The organism is Rossellomorea aquimaris (assembly GCF_000935355.1).
GTDB classification, from domain to species: domain Bacteria; phylum Bacillota; class Bacilli; order Bacillales; family Bacillaceae_B; genus Rossellomorea; species Rossellomorea aquimaris_B.
The window spans coordinates 422,379-440,615 of the sequence record NZ_JXZC01000002.1 but is presented as its reverse complement, the minus strand read 5'-3'; the positions used below and the strand labels follow the sequence as shown (position 1 = coordinate 440,615).

Genomic DNA, 18,237 nt, shown 5'->3' with positions numbered 1-18,237 from the left:
GAAGCCATCGATTGATTTCGATGGCTTCTTATTGATTTTAAAATTGTACTGGATGGTGAAGGCTATATACTTATTGTTGTTTTTAGACAATTGTTGTTTACAGGAACGGCTCCCTTAAAGAGCATGATCTCCTTCATATTCTTTCTTGAGGAATTCTGATTGTTGGAAAAATAATCCCCGATAGTTAAAAACTAGGATTTATGTTCCCTACCTATGCCAACGACTCTCCCTAAACTTCCTAGCCTCCACAAAATAAGACTCCACCGAAGTATACCCAATACGATAAAACCCTTCATCAGGCTTCCAAATTCGATAAGCATCCAAACTGTTCTTATACTCATCACTAAGATCATCAGGCAATGGATAAGTGTCGTCGTACTCCAAGTTCTCAAATTCTTGAACCGGTAGATAATAAAGAGCTGATTGAATGGTCCCGTCTTCAACAAGTTTTTTTAAAGCTGCTCCTGACGTGGCATGGTCCCGGTGAGGGTCATGATAGGATAAGGCATGATGTCTGGCTTCAGGGTAGCTTTCGTTCATTTCTTTCATGATCTTCATGACTTCATCTTCTTTTATATCTCCATCTGGAAGGTCGTATACGTAAACGTTCTCCGGATCGACTCCCAATTCTTCAACAGATTTCTTAAATTCCTTTACCCGTGAGTCTCCGAATTCTTCTTTCGAAATGGGTGGCAGGTTTTTTGCTTGTAAGTTTTCATTGACTTTGTTGATCGACTGGCTGGCTTCACCATGTGACAGCAGCACCACGGCTACTTCATTTCCCTTGTCAATTTGCCGCAGAATGGAAGGACCCAAACTGAGCGTTTCGTCGTCTGCGTGCGGGGCGTAAAAGACAGAGATATCAGGTTCTTTTTCAAAAAGGGTACAAGCGCTTAGTGACGCGGATAGTAATAAAATGAGAGATAGATAGACAACTCGCATGTGGACCTCCAGGTGAGAAAAATAGTTAAATCTTTACTAATTGATTCTATCAAAGTTTTTGGGGCTGGTGTATACTTTCATAGTAGGAAAGTAAAGAACGTGAAGTGAAAGGAACGGAGTATGGAACAAGTTCAACCAACAGAGAAACAGGTGCAAGTGAAAAAGAAAAAAAGAGTCTATTCCCTCGATATGCTAAGGGGGATTATTGTAGCATTATCCGTGTTTTTGAGTACGATTCCTTATGGGAAGGTGGACTATCCCTATTTCCGTCATGCGGATTGGTATGGGGTCACGTTGATTGATATCATTTTACCAACCTTCATCACTATTTTTGGTGTGAGTATGGCGATTGCCTATCAGCGAGGAGTGAAATGGGAGAAAATTTTAAAGCGGACCGTCCGATTGATTGTGTACGGTATCATTTTCACGATCATTGTGGAATGGACATTGGATTTTTCGACCATTCGACTGACCGGGGTTTTACAGATGTTTGCCCTTCTTGGAGTTGTAACGGTAGCGATCACCAAGTTTGTGCAATCTCCTTTGAAGTTAATGTTGATTGCGTTGTTGGTATCGTCGGTATATGGGGGCCTCATCCTTTATACAGGTCAATCCTGTGAAGGCGGATTGCCTCAGCCGGAATGTAATCCTTCACACGCAATTGATAGCGCGGTGTTCGGCGAAAAGCATCTATACCATCACGGCGAGCGTGGCTATGATCCTGAAGGACTGGTCACCAGCTTGTCCGCCTTATCAAACGTCCTTTTCGGATATGCATTCGGGCGATTGATCTTGACCCGCAAAGAGACGGGAGCATGGCGGGAACTATTGGGGATAGGCGTTCTATTGATTGCCGCCTCTCTCGCTTGGGATCATTTCCTCCCGTATAACAAACGTTTATGGACACCTGCGTTTGCTCTATTGGCCGCTGGATTCTCAGCTGGTATGCTATCGATTTTGTATTTGATTTTTGATAAACGAAAAGAAGATGCCAAAGAGACAGCGCTGAAGCCGGTTGTTTGGTTCCTGGAAGCATATGGACGCAACAGCTTCTTGATCTATTTCGGTAAATTCATGCTCGGTTCTGTGCTGATCCATCTTTCAGTCACGGATGACGGTATAGAAAAATCGCTCTCCAGGGTTATCAATGAATGGGTGGCGACGTTTGCCCCTCATCCGCAGCTGGCTTATGGCTTATTGAACCTGATTTTCTGGACAGTCGTTGCCTTTGTTTGTCATAGGAAGAAGTGGTATTTGAAAGTATAAAAGAAAGAAGGTCCGTCCCTTACTCTGAGGGACGGACCTTCTTCTATTTCTGGTTTAAAGTCTTTTCAAATATAAGGCTGGCATAGGTTCTTGTGTATTTCAGAATGGTTTCTCCAACCTCTTCAGCCGGAAAATCAAATAAAGGTTGGAACAGCTTTTTATTGCTCTCTGTACCGAATGCGTCGACGAAACGGTACGTTAATCGAAGTTCGGTGAAGGTTGTCGTAAAGTAAATTTCCAACTGGGTGACGAGATCATTAGCGGATTCTTCACTCTCGATCCGCTCGTGATAAAGGGGGATCAGTCCCTCCGTGTCATTTTCAATGCGTACTTGGGCGCGATTCATGAGCTGCGAAACACCATCCAGGTTAGGATATTTTGCATTTAACAGTAGTGGCTGCAGAATTCCATGCAGGGCTTTTGTTGATTCAACATGAAAAACAATGGCTTTCACCAAGTTTTTTGTGTATTCATCCTCTGTTGATGAGCTTTTCATCGTTTGGAGTAATTGATTATTTACCTCTTCTCGAAGTTCGTCCTTATCAAGGTGTATGACTAGTTTTTTAAAGATAGTAGCGACTGTTTGTGTAAGAGACTTCATGGGTAGTATGCCTTCTTTCTTATGTATAGTGTAAAATATGCTACTATCTTACCATTAATATACAGAAAATTCTATATAATATACACAATAAAAAAACGCGCTCTGAAATGAACGCGTATTCTACGGATTATTGGTTGTCTTCCAGGACTGCCCAAATGTCCTTCTCTACTTTCGGTTGAATGGCTTTCGTCCCACCAAGGATCTTCACATCATAAGTGTAATCGATCATCAGATCTTTGATGGCTGGATGTAATCCTTCCGGGGTAGTCAATAATAAAGGCGCGCCGGTATGTGCTGCAAGGGCGGAACCTGTTAATGCATCGGCAAACTGAGTCCCGGTTGCAAAGAAAACAGAACCAGTATGGACGTTAAACTTCTGAATGATGCTTGCATTCGTTTCATACCGATTCACACCTGAAATTCTTGTTGGATGGTTTAATTTAGTCAGGACTGACTGACTGATGACACCTGTTCCCCCGATGACGTAGTTTTGCTTATATGTGTTTGCTTGAGCAAGGGTGGAAGCAGGGATTGTGTCCTTCTCAGTTAACAGAATCGGATAGCCCTCTTGTGCAGCTATGGAAGCAATGGAAAGAGCATCAGGGTAATTCTTTCCACTTACGACAACCGCAGCATCATGGTTGGGAAGAGACTTAGAAATGGCAACTGCTGTTTCATAACGATCTTTCCCGCTGATACGGGTAACAGAAACCCCTAAATCCTTAATCTCTTCTACTACGTTATCAGATATCACACCTGGTCCGCCCAGGATGGTTACCTTTTTGACATCCAATTCTTCAATTCCCTTTTGGGCTGAAGGATGCAGGGTATGTTTGGAAGTTAATAGAATTGGAGCATCCCTATGGTAAGCCAGTGGTGCTCCGGCCAGGGCATCAGGGTAATTGGCTCCCGTAGCTAAAATCATTTCATCACTTCCGGAATCCCAACCCTTTAATGCAACTTGAAGAGCCGTTTCATATCGATCCGCACCGTAGATCCGTTCTACATTAGGATGGAAATAGAACTGTGAGACCATCAACAAATATTCTTTATCCACTCCTAAATCACTTTTATTCTTAACAGAAATGAAGTAAGTACCAGGCTTAGAAGGGTAAAGGGCTACATATCCATTTTCTTCTTGAACAAATAAGTCGTTTGGTTCAACGGTATTTTTGTTCTCATCATATAAGGTGATTTCCAAAGGGATATTGGTCGTTTCCTGCCAAAACAAACCGTATAAATACAATGGGATATCGGAATCTAACTCTACTTTATATAGGTCGACATCCTCTACTGGAAGAGTCCCCTTTACATATGTAGGCTTAACAAGTTCACCTGCTGTTATATGATTTGCAGCTTCAAACGTATTATTTGGTTCTTCTTCTGATAATAATTCTTCCTCTTCATCACCTAAAAGCTCCACTTGTTGTTGTAGCGTAGCTGCCGGATTTTCTGCGAATGCAGACGCACTAAATAAGCTGGATGCCAATAAGGCGGAACCAACCGAAGTAATAAACCACTTTTTCATCTTTTTCCCCCATTTTGATATTCTCTCTATTTTTGTGAAATCTTGTATAATCTTATTTTATCACAATGATTTTCACTATTTCAGGGTAACATGAAAAAAACGCGCTCCTCAAAAGAGCGCGTTCAGTATTATTCGTTTTCTTCAATGATCGACCAAATCTGGTCCTCTACCTTAGGTTGGATCGCTTTCTCTCCACCAAGGATTGTCACACCGAATGTGTAATCCATCATCAAGTCTCTGATGTCAGGGTGTAACTCATTTGGAGGTGTCAGTAACAACGGCTCTCCCCAGTTTGCAGCAAGAACCGAACCTGTTAAAGCATCGGCGAAATGAGTGCCCGTCGCAACGAAGACGAAGTTAGTAGGAACGTTAAAATCGCGGATAATATTTGCATTGGTTTCATAGCGATCTCTACCTGCAATCCTCATCGGATTGTTCAGCTTCTTAGCGACTGTATTACTGATGACTCCGGTCCCGCCAATAACATAGTTCATCTCATATGTTTTCGCCTGTGTCAGCGTTGTTGCCGGGATGCTTTCTTTGTCAGATAGTAGAATAGGGTATCCGTATTGTGCAGCGATGGACGCAATCGATAGGGCATCCGGATAATTCTTTCCGCTGACGACTACGGCTGCGTCATTGTTTGGCAGCTTTTTAGAGATGGCCACTGCCGTTTCATAACGATCTTTTCCGCTGATGCGTGTAACAGATACATCCAGCGCCTTTAATTCCTTCACTACATCATCCGAAATGACGCCTGGACCCCCAAGAATCGTCACCTTATTGACACCTAATTCATAAATCGCTTCCTCCACAGATGGGTGAAGGGAACCTTTAGTAGTTAATAGAATAGGAGCATCTTTATGATACGCAAGCGGTGCACCGGCCAATGCGTCAGGGAAGTTGCTTCCTGTAGCCAGGATGATTTCATCTGTCCCGTATCCCCAGCCCTGTAAAGCAATTTCAAGGGCGGTTTCGTAGCGGTCTGCACCGAAAATACGGTCTACGTATGATTCAAATGTAAATTGAGAGGGAATCACTACATACTCTTCGCCAGTTGCGAGATTCTTTTTATCCTTTACAGACATATAATAAGTGCCTGGTGTAACAGTGTAATCGGCCATGAAACCATCTGTCACATCTGAACTTATTTCATTTGCTTCTATAACATTCTTGTTTTCATCGTAAAGAGTGACATCTAATAGAATCCCGGGATTTTCGTCCCATGATCCTCCGTATATCACCAATGGATCGTCATTGTCTACTTGAATCTTATACATATCAACATCATCTTTTGTGAATGTCCCTTTTGCGGCATCCTCAAGAACAATTTCATTGGAATTGGTAAACGTATTATTCGGCTCTTCCTCAACGAAGAAGCCCTCGCGATCGTAGCCTAAAAGCTCAATCTTTTCTTGAGAAGGACTTTCCGCCAATACCGATCCCCCAAATAAACTTGATGCAAGCAGTGCTGAACCAACTGAAGCAGTGAACCACTTTTTCATCTTTCTTTCCCCCGATAGTTTTGATCTGTTTTTAAGCTGATGTCTATGGTAATCCCGTACCACTATTTCATAACATCTAGAATAGTATAATCGCGTTTGCAACGTTTGCATAGATAGTTTCAATTAAATATTTTTCGCCTTTTTTTGACAGGAATAGAAACGTTTTTAGAAAGAATGAATAGGGTAAAATTAAGGGTGTTTTACATTTTAATGACCGAATAGAATCCGATTGTGATTTTTGCTATACTTACATCAGTGAAAAATTAAAAGTATAACTCTCCATACTGAAAGGGGAACAACATAAATGAGCAAGATCCTTGTCACAGGCGGGGCCGGCTTTATCGGCTCTCATATTGTAGAAGAATTATTAAATAAAAACGAACAAGTGGTAGTGATAGATAATTTCTCGATGGGTTCAATGGATAACCTTCCGAAGGACGATAAGTTAACTGTTGTAGAAGGGGACATCTCTTCTAAAGAAACCATTGAAAAGCTCTTTCAACAGCATCAATTCAAGAAAGTCTTTCATTTAGGTGCGATTGCCAGTGTAGCGGCTTCAGTAGAAGATCCCCTTCATACCCATCAAACCAATTTGGAAGCTACCTTATACTTATTGGAAGAAACACGCAAACAAGGAGGATTGGAGCGCTTTGTCTTTGCTTCTTCTGCAGCGGTGTATGGGGATGAGCCGACGCTTCCCAAGAAAGAAACATCAACGATCAGGCCATTGACGCCATATGCCATCGATAAGTTTGCCTCGGAGCAATATGTGCTGGCATTCAGCCGATTATACGACATCCCGACGACGGCCGTTCGCTTCTTCAATGTCTTTGGAAACAGACAAAATCCATCGTCACCCTATTCGGGTGTGGTATCGATCTTAACAGATAAGTTCAAACAGCTGGTCAACAAGGAAGAAACCAACTTCACCTTATATGGAGATGGCGAACAAACAAGGGACTTCATCTATGTAAAAGACGTTGTCCAGGCGAATCTTCTTGTATCTGAAGATCCGGCAGCAATCGGTAAAGTCTTTAATGTTGGTACAGGAGACTCGACAAGCTTGAACGAACTGATCGGCATGTATGAAGAAATTACCAAAACAAAACTCCCTATCGATCAGCTGGAAGAACGGTCGGGAGATATTAAAGAATCTTACTCTGATATATCTGAGCTTAAATCTTTAGGATTTGATCCAAAGTTCTCTATGAGAGAAGGACTATTGGAGTATTGGAATAAAGAAAACGAATAACGAAAAGGCCCGTTCCGACAACAGGAATGGGCCTTTTTTGTGTCGTTTGAAGGAGAGTATATTACAAAAAAGGGGTAAATATGACGAATATTGTTACATAAATGTAAAATTATTTTGAAAATTTTAATGATAAGATAGTTTTTGTAGATTTATAGAGAAGGGGAATTGAGAAATGTCTAATTATCGCAAACCTGTATCTATTACTTTCGTCACGGTAATAAGCTTCATGTTCCTATTGTTTTTCCAGAACCCTGCATCAGCTGCAGGTACACAGATAGAGAGAGTAAGCGGTGTCGACCGGTATGAAACGGCAGTGAAAGTTTCAAGAGAAGGATGGACCAGTGCCAGTACCGTCGTCATTGCAGTGGGGAATAACTTTCCCGATGCGTTGGCAGGTGCACCGTTAGCGGATAAGTATAACGCACCGATATTATTAGTAACCAAAGATAGTATTCCTTATAGCGTGAAAAAAGAGCTGGATCGATTAAATCCAAGTAAAGCATACATATTAGGTGGAAGTTCCGTTATTTCATCTTCAGTTGAAACTCAGCTTAAGGGGTTAGGCATTACAAGCACAAGGGTGGCAGGGGAAAACAGATATGAAACAGCGGCAAAAATCGCTGCGTTAGTGGGCGGTTCACAAGCCATTGTTACATACGGCAGGGATTTCCCGGATAGTCTTGCGATTGCACCTGTTGCTGCAAGTAAATCAATGCCGATTCTATTAACAGAGAAAAATCATGTCCCTGAAGAGACGAAAAAAGCGTTAAGTAAATATAGTTCTTCCATTCTTGTAGGAGGTACAGGTGTGGTAAGTGACGGCGTCAAGAATCAATTGCCAAGAGCCACCCGTATTTCAGGGAAAGATCGTTATGATACGGCAACAAAAGTCGCCGAGAAATATTATTCTGCTACAAATAGTTCAGTCATTGCCACGGGTGAAAGCTATGCTGATGCCTTGACAGGGTCCGTTCTTGCAGCCAAGAAAGGCTCGCCAGTTATGCTGATTCAATCCAATAGTGTCCCGACTTCCGTTAAGTCGACAGTGGATAAATTGGGTATCAATCAGTTTACGATCATCGGTGGAACGTCCGTTATATCAGAGAAAGCCCAAAGTCTATTTGGATTTGATACAGATGGTTTAATCAAGACGGCAAAACAATATATTGGAACACCTTACAAGTGGGGTGGCACGACTCCAAGCGGGTTTGATTGCAGTGGTTATCTTAACTACGTATATGATAAGTATGGGATTGACCTGCCCAGAACGACATCTGACATCTGGAACTTCGGAAGCCGCTCAAGCACACCGGCAGTCGGCGATATCGTCATGTTTGAAACATACAAACCAGGCCCATCACATGGCGGGATCTATATCGGAAACAACCAATTCATCCATGCCGGTAATGATGGAGTGGAAATCACAAGTATGAGCAACGTATACTGGAAGCCCCGTTATCTAGGCGCAGTGAAAGTTGTAAATTAATAGAATGATAGAAAAACTGTTTGCCATCGGCAGGCAGTTTTTTTCTATTTACCCGATTCAATAGTCCTTAAACATTTTCTTTAAGATAATTTTGTTTTCAAATAGATAGTTGAATTTAACTAGAGAAAGTAAAAAACCCTAATGTTGATTGGAGTGGAAGGTGCTCGACTCCTGCGGGAGAAGCGGGACAGGTGAGACCCCGCAGGCGAAGCCGAGGAGGCTCACCGCCCGCCCCGAGGAAAGCGAGCACCTGTAACGGAAATCAACCAGCACTCGCTTAGCAACAAGAAAACAATCTAAATAAGTAATTTAATAAAACTGAAAACACAATAGTAAAAATATATTATTTTTTCTGAAAATAACATCTCCTTTTGTTGACTAAAGAACTAACTGAGATTAAAATGGAAAATAGAGTTCGAATTTTTCCATAATTATATTATTTTGGAAGATGCGGAGTATTTCGGACCATTACTATTAATCTATCAAGGGGGAAAAGGGATTGACGTTTAAGAAAAAGGTATTTTCGGTCATGGCAAGTGCAGCTTTAGTAGCTTCCTCGTTCGCTGGAGTAACAGCTTTCAATCCTGATAAAGCGGAAGCCGCTTTACAGGAAACGAAAAAGTTCAAGGTTTCGAATTTCTCAGAAGTTGTGGCACTGTCTATGAGTGATCAAGCTGTTCAAGAGCTTGTCATCGTAGGTAACGGTAAAGTAGATGCGACTGGTCAATTAGAGAAGCTTGGCGTAAAAGTAAAACAGAATTATAAGAACTATGTTTACTTAGCGGATGTACCAACTCGGAAGGTAATGGAAGTTCTTGATCTTAAGAGTGTCCGCACAGTAGGAAAGAATGCTGAAATCCAATTAGGGGAAGTGAATGACCCTGAGCTTGAAGTGAAGGATCAAAATAAAGTGGATGAGGATGCGGTCGTGAAACCGAATCAGGCTGAAACCCATGCTCCAACCGGAGTGGATGACTTCCACGATAAGTTTGATGGTACTGGTACACGTATCGGGATCATTGACTCAGGTCCAGATCCAGGTCATGAATCCTTTACAGAAGGCCTTGAAGAAGGAACGCGTAAATACGGGGATTCAAAAATTGTTGCAGTAAGAGACTACACGATTTCAAACCGTCAACTTGCATACGGTATCGAAGAGCGTTATAAAAAATATCTCGGTGATGGAATCAACTACCTTTCAGAGGGCGATGTATTTTTTGATGGTGGACATGCTGAAGGTGACTCCATTACAGTAGGAGAAACTACATATAATACAGCAGGACTTGACGCTTCTGATGACAAGTTTTTCTTCGGGAAAACGGCATTTGAATCAAATCCATATCCGAAAACGAATCCTAACTGGACGAACCAGGATTTAAATGCGGATGGAGTGAATGGTAATTCAGATAATTTTGCTGTGCTATTGGTGGGGGATAAAGTCTATATCGATACGGATATGGATAATGACTTTACGGATGAAACAGCGTATGCAAACAATGAAACAGGCACATTCGATGTGAATGTGGAAGATGATATGCTTGGAGCGAACTTCCGTGTCAATGATATGGAATTGAACTGGTTCGGTGCCGGTCTGAAGAAGATCAACTTATTCACTGATTTCAACGGACACGGTTCTCACGTTTCAGGTATCTCTGCTGCAAATGGCCCGGCAAAAGCGAATGCATTCGGTGCCGTTGCAGGTGAAGGGGTTGCACCTGGAGCAGAGCTTGTCGGTATGCGTGTGTTCAAAGCAGCCGGCGGAGCTCCTACATTCAGTATTCAAAAGGCCATGGTCGATGCTGCGCTTCCTGAATCCGAAGGTGGATTCGGCGTTGATGTTGCAAACTTGAGCTTAGGTTCTTCCCCGGATCTGAATGATGGTTTAGGATCCTATGGAGAATTAATGACGGTTTTAAGTGAAGATACAGATATCGTATTCGTTACATCTGCCGGTAACTCGGGTCCTGGTGCAGACACAGTCGGATCACCTGGTGACGTAGCACCTATCATTTCTGTTGGTGCACATATCACTGCAGACATGTGGGCAAAAGAATACAATTCTTATCCATATGGTAAAAACGCAGACGGCACTCCTAAAGAAGGACAAGGATTATGGTACTTCTCTTCTGTAGGACCGAACGAGGTAGGGAATCAAAAGCCTGATATCGTCGGACCTGGATCTGCTTATGCCGCTCATCCGGTACAAAACGGACCTTATGTAGTCATGCAGGGTACAAGTATGTCTTCACCGTACGTAGCTGGAGCGGTGGCGTTACTTAAATCTGCTGCTGAGAAAGATCGTATTCCATTTAACTATGAAATCGCACGTGAAGCGTTGATTGAAACAGCCAATCATTTAGATGGCTACAACCGCGCCCAAGAAGGTGGCGGACTGATCGATGTTCCTGCAGCTTATGAGTATCTGCGCAAAAACTTCATCACAGACATTAAAGACGTAGACGTAACGGTCTATCACGGAGAAAAAGTGTCCGGCGGTCCGGGTCTATATGTAAGAAATAAAGAAATTCCTGAAACAGTGGAAGTATTAGTAGAGAACAAGACAGATGAAGCCAAGAGCCTTGATGTATCCCCGACTGGCGATTGGATTAGTCCATCTGTATCAAAATTAGATCTTAAAGCCGGAGAAAGTAAAACGATTACAGTGAAGTACGATGAGTCGAAATTAGAGACAGGCGTAAATGCTGAGACTCTAGTATTTGATGATGCATCGACTCCTTATGTAGAAGCTAGATCAGCTCAAACAATCATTACTGGTCATGAATTTAACCAGGAAAATCGTTTCCGCTTCCGCGAAGAAGGTGAAGTTCAGTCTTCTCAAACAAAAGGTTATACGTTTGACGTAAAACCTGGCGTAAGTGAAGTCCGTTTCTCACTGAATGCGATCAGTGAAAATGATGATTATAAAGGCCGCGTACGCGCGATCGTATTCAATCCTGATGGAGTTGAAGTGAGTGAATTCCAAGGATATGCAGGATACGGTTCCGGTGGATTAGGCGTTGAAGATCATGTCTTCAAGTCTCCTAAACCAGGGGTATGGGAAGTACATGTATATGGAACTTCCGGACCACAAGCAGGTAAGGAAGTCAATAAATATCAATTAGAGGCTGTTGTTCAGGATGTAGTTGCTCAACCAGGTGAAATTGATTTGGGTCATGTGGCACCTGAAACTGAAATGACTAAATCTGTTACATTCTCAAACTACTTATCTGAAGCAAGAGATGTGAAGGTTGTCGGTGCACCGTTCAGTACGCCTAAGCTTTCTTCTGAGAAAGTAGAAGTACCTGGTAACAATGAATTTTATTATCAAGAAATCAAAGTGAAGAACAACGTATCTTTGGAAGTTCAAACTTCAAATCCATCACATGCTACTGATGATGTCGATTTATATATCTATGATTCCGAAGAGAATATTGTAGCATATTCTGCAGGTGCTACATCCGACGAAAAAGTTTCCCTGACTTCATTACCGGATGGTACGTACAAAATCGCCATTGAAGGGTATGCAACTATGGATCCAACGACGACTCTTGATCTTTCAATCAATGAGTTCGGTGTCCTTTCTCCTGGTGAAAAAGGGAAAGGTAAAGTGGATGTTAAAGCTTCACAAACCCTTAAAGTAGGAAAATCATTAACGACGGATGTAAACATTACAACTCCATCCGAGTCTATGAGCTCAATCGGTGCTGTATATTTACTAGATGCGAAGACGGATGAAGTATTATCACTGCTTCCAATCAAGGTAGACGGGGACATCATCACTGAAGTTTCCGGTCAAGACCGTGTCGGAACAGCAATCGAAGTTTCCAAGAAGCTTCATAAAGACGGCTTTGCCGATGACCATGAATACAAAACAGTTATCCTTTCAACTGGATACAACTTCCCTGATTCATTATCTGCAGGTCCATTAGCATCTGCTATCGATGCCCCAATCTTACCTGTAGGCAGCAATGGGAAGCTTTCTAAGGAAGTCCTTGCTGAAATCGAACGTCTTGGTGCTGAAAATGTGTACATCCTTGGTGGAGAAGGTGTCGTTTCTGCCGATGTATTTACACAATTGAACAGCATCTCGATCAATTCTTCTGATATCGAACGTTTAGAAACAGATGGAATGCCAAACCGTTACGGTACAAACCTTGCCATCGTTTCGAAGCTTCAAGAGCTTGGATTCAAAGGAAATGGTGTATTCGTTGCAACTGGTAAAAACTTTGCAGATGCCCTGAGTGCTGCAGCGATTGCCGGTGCCAACGACATGCCGATCGTTTTAACAGACGGTAAAGCTCTGTCTGCTGAAGCGAAAGCGATCCTTGAAGACGAGAAAGTCTATGTGCTTGGTGGTAAATCTGCTGTTCCTGAGAGTGTAGTAGCTGAAGCCAAGAAAGTAGCTGTCGATGTGAAAGTCCTTTCTGGTGTGAACCGTTACGGTACACTCGCAGCAATCCTTGGAGAGTTCGCGAATAGCACAGATAAGCTATATGTTGCGAGCGGTAAGAACTTCCCGGATGCATTATCTGCAGCTCCACTAGTAACAGATAACGCAGGATTGTTATTGCTGACAGATCCAAATGGATTACCGAAAGAAGTAGATGCGTTCTTAACGAAATATCTGTACCAGAACAAAATCTCTTCTGTCACTGTACTTGGTGGTAAAGGTGCAGTAGGTGAAGGTGCAAGAGAAGACCTTCAAGAAAAAGTATCAAACTAATAGGGTAAGTTTAATAGGGTCACCTGCTATTTATAGCGGGTGGCTTTTTTCATTTGCAATTTCGTAAACATTGTGGATTTACATCACGTCTGTTTTAGTTAGATGTGAAAACATAGACCGTTCCTTTCCGCTCCAGGCACTTGCTTTCCGCGGGGAGGAAGTCGAGCCTCCTCGACGTTCCGTCTGTGGGGTCTCGACCTTTCCTCTATCTCCCGCAGGAGTCAAGTGCCTTCCGCTACAATCCACTCTGTGCTGACTGCCTATTGACTGATATACAAACAAAAAAAGCTCATATTGTAGATATATATGCTGAGCGTTTGTAGCAATTAAACTCAAAGGGTATTCGCAGACAGTTATCCTTACTTTGATGGTTAAGTTGAAAGCTAGCTCTACTAAATTCCCCCTCACCAACCAGCACAAACTTGATTGACAGAGCCCAGGCAGGTCATATTAAAGAAACAACAATCTTTGCAAAAAGAGCTATAGGCAAAGATTTTTGTTTTATTTATATCTTTTAAAAGAGTCATGCTTAAAAAGTTGATTGGAGCGGAAGGATGCTCGACTCCTGCGGGAATAGCTGGACAGGTGAGACCCCGGAGGCGCAGCCGAGGAGGCTCACCGCCAGCCCCGCGGAAAGCGAGCATTCTGTAGCGGAAATCAACTAGTACTCTCTTCTTTAAGATGGTAACAGATGACACCAAGGTCTTTCAGCCTATCATTCTGAAAATTTCTTGAATTCATGGACAGGCCTTCCACCATCTTATATACTTTTTACAGATGATGTAAATGACATTCAACGGAGAGAGGAGTGGCTTGATGAAAATGAGAATAATCGCTTCAATTGTCTTCTTATTTGGGTGTACCCTGCTTCCAAACGGAGTAGTGCAAGCGGATGATGGGAAGAAGGTTCAACTATTAGTGGTTCACAAGGATCAGGAAGGTGAAGTGTCGACACAGTCTTCAGACAAGGGTGAAGGAAAACTAGAGGTCATATCAGTACCTTCAAAAGACGTTCCTGGCACTCTATCAAAATTGAATAATAATAAAAACATAGAATATGCTGAGGTCGATCAGCTCGTTTACACACAAGCTGCTCCGCCGAATGATACATATTTTAATAATCAATCCCAAGACTTTCAGGTCATGAAGGTGCTGGATGCTTGGGAACAATACAATCCCATTAAAGAAGTTACCGTGGCGATCGTCGATTCAGGTGTTGATCTGAAGCATCCTGAGCTACGCGGTAGATTAGTAGAAGGAAAGAACTTCATTAACGAAGAAGAGCCGCCTGTCGATAGGTCGGGACATGGCACCCATGTAGCGGGTCTGGTGGGAGCTGTGACCAATAACAAAATGGGTATAGCCTCTGCTGCTGAAAAGGTGAAGCTCATGCCTGTAAAAGTGTTTGAAGGTAAGACCACCTACATGTCCACGGTCATTCAAGGTATCCGTTATGCAGCTGACAATGGAGCGGATATCATCAATTTGAGTCTGGGCAGCTATAGCAATATGCAAGCACTCGAGGATGCTATTGATTACGCTGTGGACAAGGGTGCCCTGGTCGTGGGAGCGGCTGGTAACGATAATGAGCACGCCGTCCTTTACCCGGCAACCTACTCCAATGTCCTGGCTGTAGGCAGTGTGGACTCTGCTACATTGACAAGATCCACGTTCTCAAATTACGGGGAGACAATAGATGTATCCGCACCGGGAACCAACATTTTCAGCACATGGATGGACGGTTACCAAGCACTGGATGGTACCAGTATGTCAACGGCCATTGTAAGCTCGGTTTCTTCCATGGTCAAACAGCAGTACCCCTTTCTAAAAGGAATGCAGGTGAAGGATGTTCTTGAAAACTCAACCACCCCATTACCAGAAGTCGATAGACTTGGAACAGGGTTGATCAATGCGGAAGAAGCGCTGAACTATGTCCAAACGAAAAACCGTCTCTACGGATTGAATTCTGTTGAAACAGCTGTAGAAATATTTAAAAGTGGATGGTCCTTGCTGGAGGAGAAAGAGTTGAAGATCGGTGGAACCAAATTGACTGGATCGTTTGTTATTTTAGCAAGCGGTGATTCATTCCCTGATAGCTTAGCTGCTTCTCCATTGGCATCTCATTTGGATAGCCCGATTCTATTAGTCAAGAACAATCAATTGAGTGGGTCCGTAAAGGAAGAGCTGAAAAGATTGAATCCCTCTCATGTTTTGATGATTGGAGGGGGGAATGCCATCTCTCAGGATGTAGAAAATGAGATTAACAATCTATCAATCGAGACCAAGCGATTATTTGGCGTGGACCGTTATGAAACGGCCGTAGCGATCAATAGCGTGATTCCCTACAAAACCAACAAGGCATTTGTCGTCTCAGGTCAAAACTATCCTGATGCTCTCTCGGTTGCCTCCTATAGTGGCAGCATGCAATATCCTGTACTTTTTGTTCAAAAAGAAAAGGTTCCACAGTCGGTGAGTACCTATATAAAAGAGAATGAAATTTCCAAGACGTATGTCATCGGTGGTCAGGGAATCCTTTCTAATAAAGTGGTAGATAGTCTGCCTGGGGATTTCCGTATATATGGCTTGGATCGTTACGAAACCAATTATAAGGTCCATCAGATATTTGTTTCGGCAGATTCAGATTCCCTTTATTTTGCCACAGGAGCTAAATTCCCCGATGCCCTTAGCATAAGCCCGCTGGCTGCAAGAACAGAAAGCCCGGTGGTTCTCGTAGATAGAAACGATAACGTGAACCTGAAGAAATCAATCCATTTGATAACCAATCGCAACAACTATCACATTCTGGGTGGACCAGGTGCTTTATCCATTGAGAAAGCATGGGAAATCGATCAGTATATGATGGAATAAGGAAGATAGGGAGATTGCCTCTCTATCTTTTTTTTGTAAATGAAGGGTTATAGTTTACTAGATACTATGTTAAGGTGGAATAAAATAACATTTAAAAGGGGAACGCAATGAATTCTAAAATGAAGAAAGTTGTATCAGGAATAGCGGCTGTGGCACTTAGCGCAACACTGGCGTGTCCAATCACTTCAAAGGCAGCGGGGTATGAAAACCCGTCTAAATATGAAATCAATAAACTGCTGACGGAAGCAGCGATGAAGTATGATGTTCCCGCTGAAATCGTGAAGGCAGTGGCAGCTGAAGAGAGCGGCTGGAAGCAGTTCACGGCAGATGGAGAACCGAATATTTCGGATGATGGCGGCATCGGGATCATGCAGGTGACCGATACAGCCGGCTATGATGAGGAACGCTTGAAAAGTGACATCGCCTTCAATATTGAAGCAGGTATCAAAATCCTGAATGAAAAGTGGAAGCTTGGAGAGAAGGGTCTATCCAACTGGGATCGTTCCACCAGCATCCCAACGGTCGGGGACAATGAGCGTGACATCATCGAGAACTGGTATTTTGCCCTTTTAGCATATAACGGCCAGGTAGAAGTAAATAGTCCAATTTATATGGAGTCCGAGTCTGGTGAAAGGAACTTCAGAAGCTACCAGGAACGGGTATATGCAGAGCTTTCAAGTGGAAACCCAGGCATCTTCAAGAATGATAGAGTAGAACTTTCTTTTGCTAAAGAGGATTTCACCTATACAGGAGAGCCAAACCATTATTTATTATTCAATAAAAAAAAGTATAAAGTAGAGGGTCTTGCCCATACGACCAAACATTCGTATCAACCAGGGGATTTAGTGATTTCTGCGGATGGATCACGTTTCAGGGAACGACCGACTTCTGAGTCCAAGGAAGTGTCAGCGAAACTTCCAAGCGGTGAAACGGAAGTCCTTGAGATCCTTAAAGGGTTTGAATATGATGAATCCACGAATCCGAATCACTTCGTCTGGTACAACGCCGAACGTGAAGACAATAAACAAGCGGCATACGTGGCTTCAAGCGAACTGAACAAGATCGGTGAGCGGCTATCAGGAACCGATCGGATCAAGACGGCCGTCGACATTTCCAAGGAGGGTTGGAATCAGGCTGATACGGTCGTTTTGGCCCAAGGGTATAACTTCCCGGATGCGCTGACGGGTGGCCCTCTTGCTTATAAAAACGATGCCCCGCTTCTATTAACGGAAAAAAACAAACTGACTGATGCAACGAAAGCTGAAATCAAGCGATTGAAAGCTTCCAAGGTCATCATTTTAGGTGGAGAAGGAGCAGTCAGCAAAGGAGTCCAGGATGCTCTTGAAGGAATGGGATTGGATGCCAAACGGATCGGTGGAATCGATCGCTACGAAACAGCCCAGCGCATTTCAGAGCAAGTGAATCCGAATCCTGATAAAGCCATCATCGCGTCAGGCAAAAACTTCCCAGATGCTCTTTCCGTGGCCCCATATGCATCTGTTAAAGGATATCCAATCCTTCTAACAGCGAAGGACGCTGTTTCAACCTATACGAGTGAAGCCCTTACCGGAGTGGACAGCACGATCGTTGTCGGTGGAGCGGGCGTCATCAGCGACGCAGTCATGAAAAAGGTAAAAGGCGAGCAGAGAGTAAGCGGAGTGGATCGTTATGAAACCTCCCTTGAAATCGCGAAGAAGCTGCCACTTGCCAACCCGGACGAGAAGGCACTTCTTGCGAGCGGGAAGAACTATCCAGATGCCTTATCAGGATCAGTACTCGCAGCAAAGAAAAAGGCACCACTTCTTTTATCCAACCCGGAACAGCTGCCGACAAGCGTGAACAACTTTATGGCAGCTAAACAGTATAAAGAGTTCGTCCTCCTAGGAGGACCAAGTGCCATGAATGTGGAAGACGAGCTTGGAGAACTTTATAAAAAGTTGTATTATTAATATAGAATTCTAAGACTCTATCGATCATCGGTAGAGTCTTTTTTGGTAGGATTATTAAACAGAGATTACATTTATGTAAGATTCTATTTTTTTAATCTATTTCATGATAAAATTATT

General features: G+C 43.0%; 10 protein-coding genes. 6 read left to right on the top strand and 4 right to left on the bottom strand.

Going from position 1 to position 18,237, the window contains the following annotated elements; all coding sequences use genetic code 11:
• Nucleotides 1-207 precede the first annotated feature (207 nt).
• Complete coding sequence (locus TV75_RS09215; protein ID WP_044338419.1) at nucleotides 208-942, bottom strand: PIG-L family deacetylase; 735 nt, start codon at nucleotides 940-942, stop codon at nucleotides 208-210.
• 120 nt (nucleotides 943-1,062) lie between these two features.
• Here TV75_RS09215 and TV75_RS09210 point away from each other — a divergent pair, with 120 nt between their 5' ends.
• Nucleotides 1,063-2,208, top strand: a complete 1,146-nt coding sequence (locus tag TV75_RS09210; protein WP_044338418.1) for an acyltransferase family protein — start codon at nucleotides 1,063-1,065, stop codon at nucleotides 2,206-2,208.
• A 43-nt stretch (nucleotides 2,209-2,251) separates the two neighbouring features.
• On the opposite strand, the gene TV75_RS09205 is transcribed toward TV75_RS09210, so the two are convergent.
• The 3 genes from TV75_RS09205 to TV75_RS21140 form a co-directional block, all read right to left on the bottom strand.
• On the bottom strand, nucleotides 2,252-2,809 hold the full coding sequence (locus tag TV75_RS09205; protein WP_044338417.1) for a hypothetical protein: 558 nt from the start codon (nucleotides 2,807-2,809) through the stop codon (nucleotides 2,252-2,254).
• 127 nt (nucleotides 2,810-2,936) lie between these two features.
• Nucleotides 2,937-4,337, bottom strand: coding sequence for a cell wall-binding repeat-containing protein (locus TV75_RS21145; RefSeq protein WP_052504487.1), 1,401 nt, complete (start codon nucleotides 4,335-4,337; stop codon nucleotides 2,937-2,939).
• A 128-nt stretch (nucleotides 4,338-4,465) separates the two neighbouring features.
• On the bottom strand, nucleotides 4,466-5,842 hold the full coding sequence (locus tag TV75_RS21140) for a cell wall-binding repeat-containing protein (RefSeq protein WP_052504486.1): 1,377 nt from the start codon (nucleotides 5,840-5,842) through the stop codon (nucleotides 4,466-4,468).
• A gap of 304 nt (nucleotides 5,843-6,146) precedes the next feature.
• Between TV75_RS21140 and TV75_RS09190 the strand changes: the two genes are divergently transcribed.
• The 5 genes from TV75_RS09190 to TV75_RS21130 all read left to right on the top strand — a co-directional run bounded on the left by TV75_RS09190 (nucleotide 6,147) and on the right by TV75_RS21130 (nucleotide 18,120).
• Nucleotides 6,147-7,094, top strand: a complete 948-nt coding sequence (locus tag TV75_RS09190; RefSeq protein ID WP_044338416.1) for an NAD-dependent epimerase/dehydratase family protein — start codon at nucleotides 6,147-6,149, stop codon at nucleotides 7,092-7,094.
• A gap of 172 nt (nucleotides 7,095-7,266) precedes the next feature.
• Complete coding sequence (locus TV75_RS09185) at nucleotides 7,267-8,580, top strand: cell wall-binding repeat-containing protein (protein WP_044338415.1); 1,314 nt, start codon at nucleotides 7,267-7,269, stop codon at nucleotides 8,578-8,580.
• A gap of 499 nt (nucleotides 8,581-9,079) precedes the next feature.
• Nucleotides 9,080-13,303, top strand: coding sequence for a cell wall-binding repeat-containing protein (locus tag TV75_RS09180; RefSeq protein WP_044338414.1), 4,224 nt, complete (start codon nucleotides 9,080-9,082; stop codon nucleotides 13,301-13,303).
• A gap of 816 nt (nucleotides 13,304-14,119) precedes the next feature.
• Nucleotides 14,120-16,171: a S8 family serine peptidase gene (locus TV75_RS21135; RefSeq protein WP_052504485.1), complete on the top strand. Its 2,052-nt coding sequence runs from the start codon at nucleotides 14,120-14,122 to the stop codon at nucleotides 16,169-16,171.
• Nucleotides 16,172-16,278: 107 nt separating this feature from the next.
• Nucleotides 16,279-18,120 carry a cell wall-binding repeat-containing protein gene (locus tag TV75_RS21130; RefSeq protein ID WP_052504484.1) on the top strand — a complete coding sequence of 614 codons (1,842 nt, stop codon included), beginning with the start codon at nucleotides 16,279-16,281 and terminating at the stop codon, nucleotides 18,118-18,120.
• Nucleotides 18,121-18,237 lie beyond the last annotated feature (117 nt).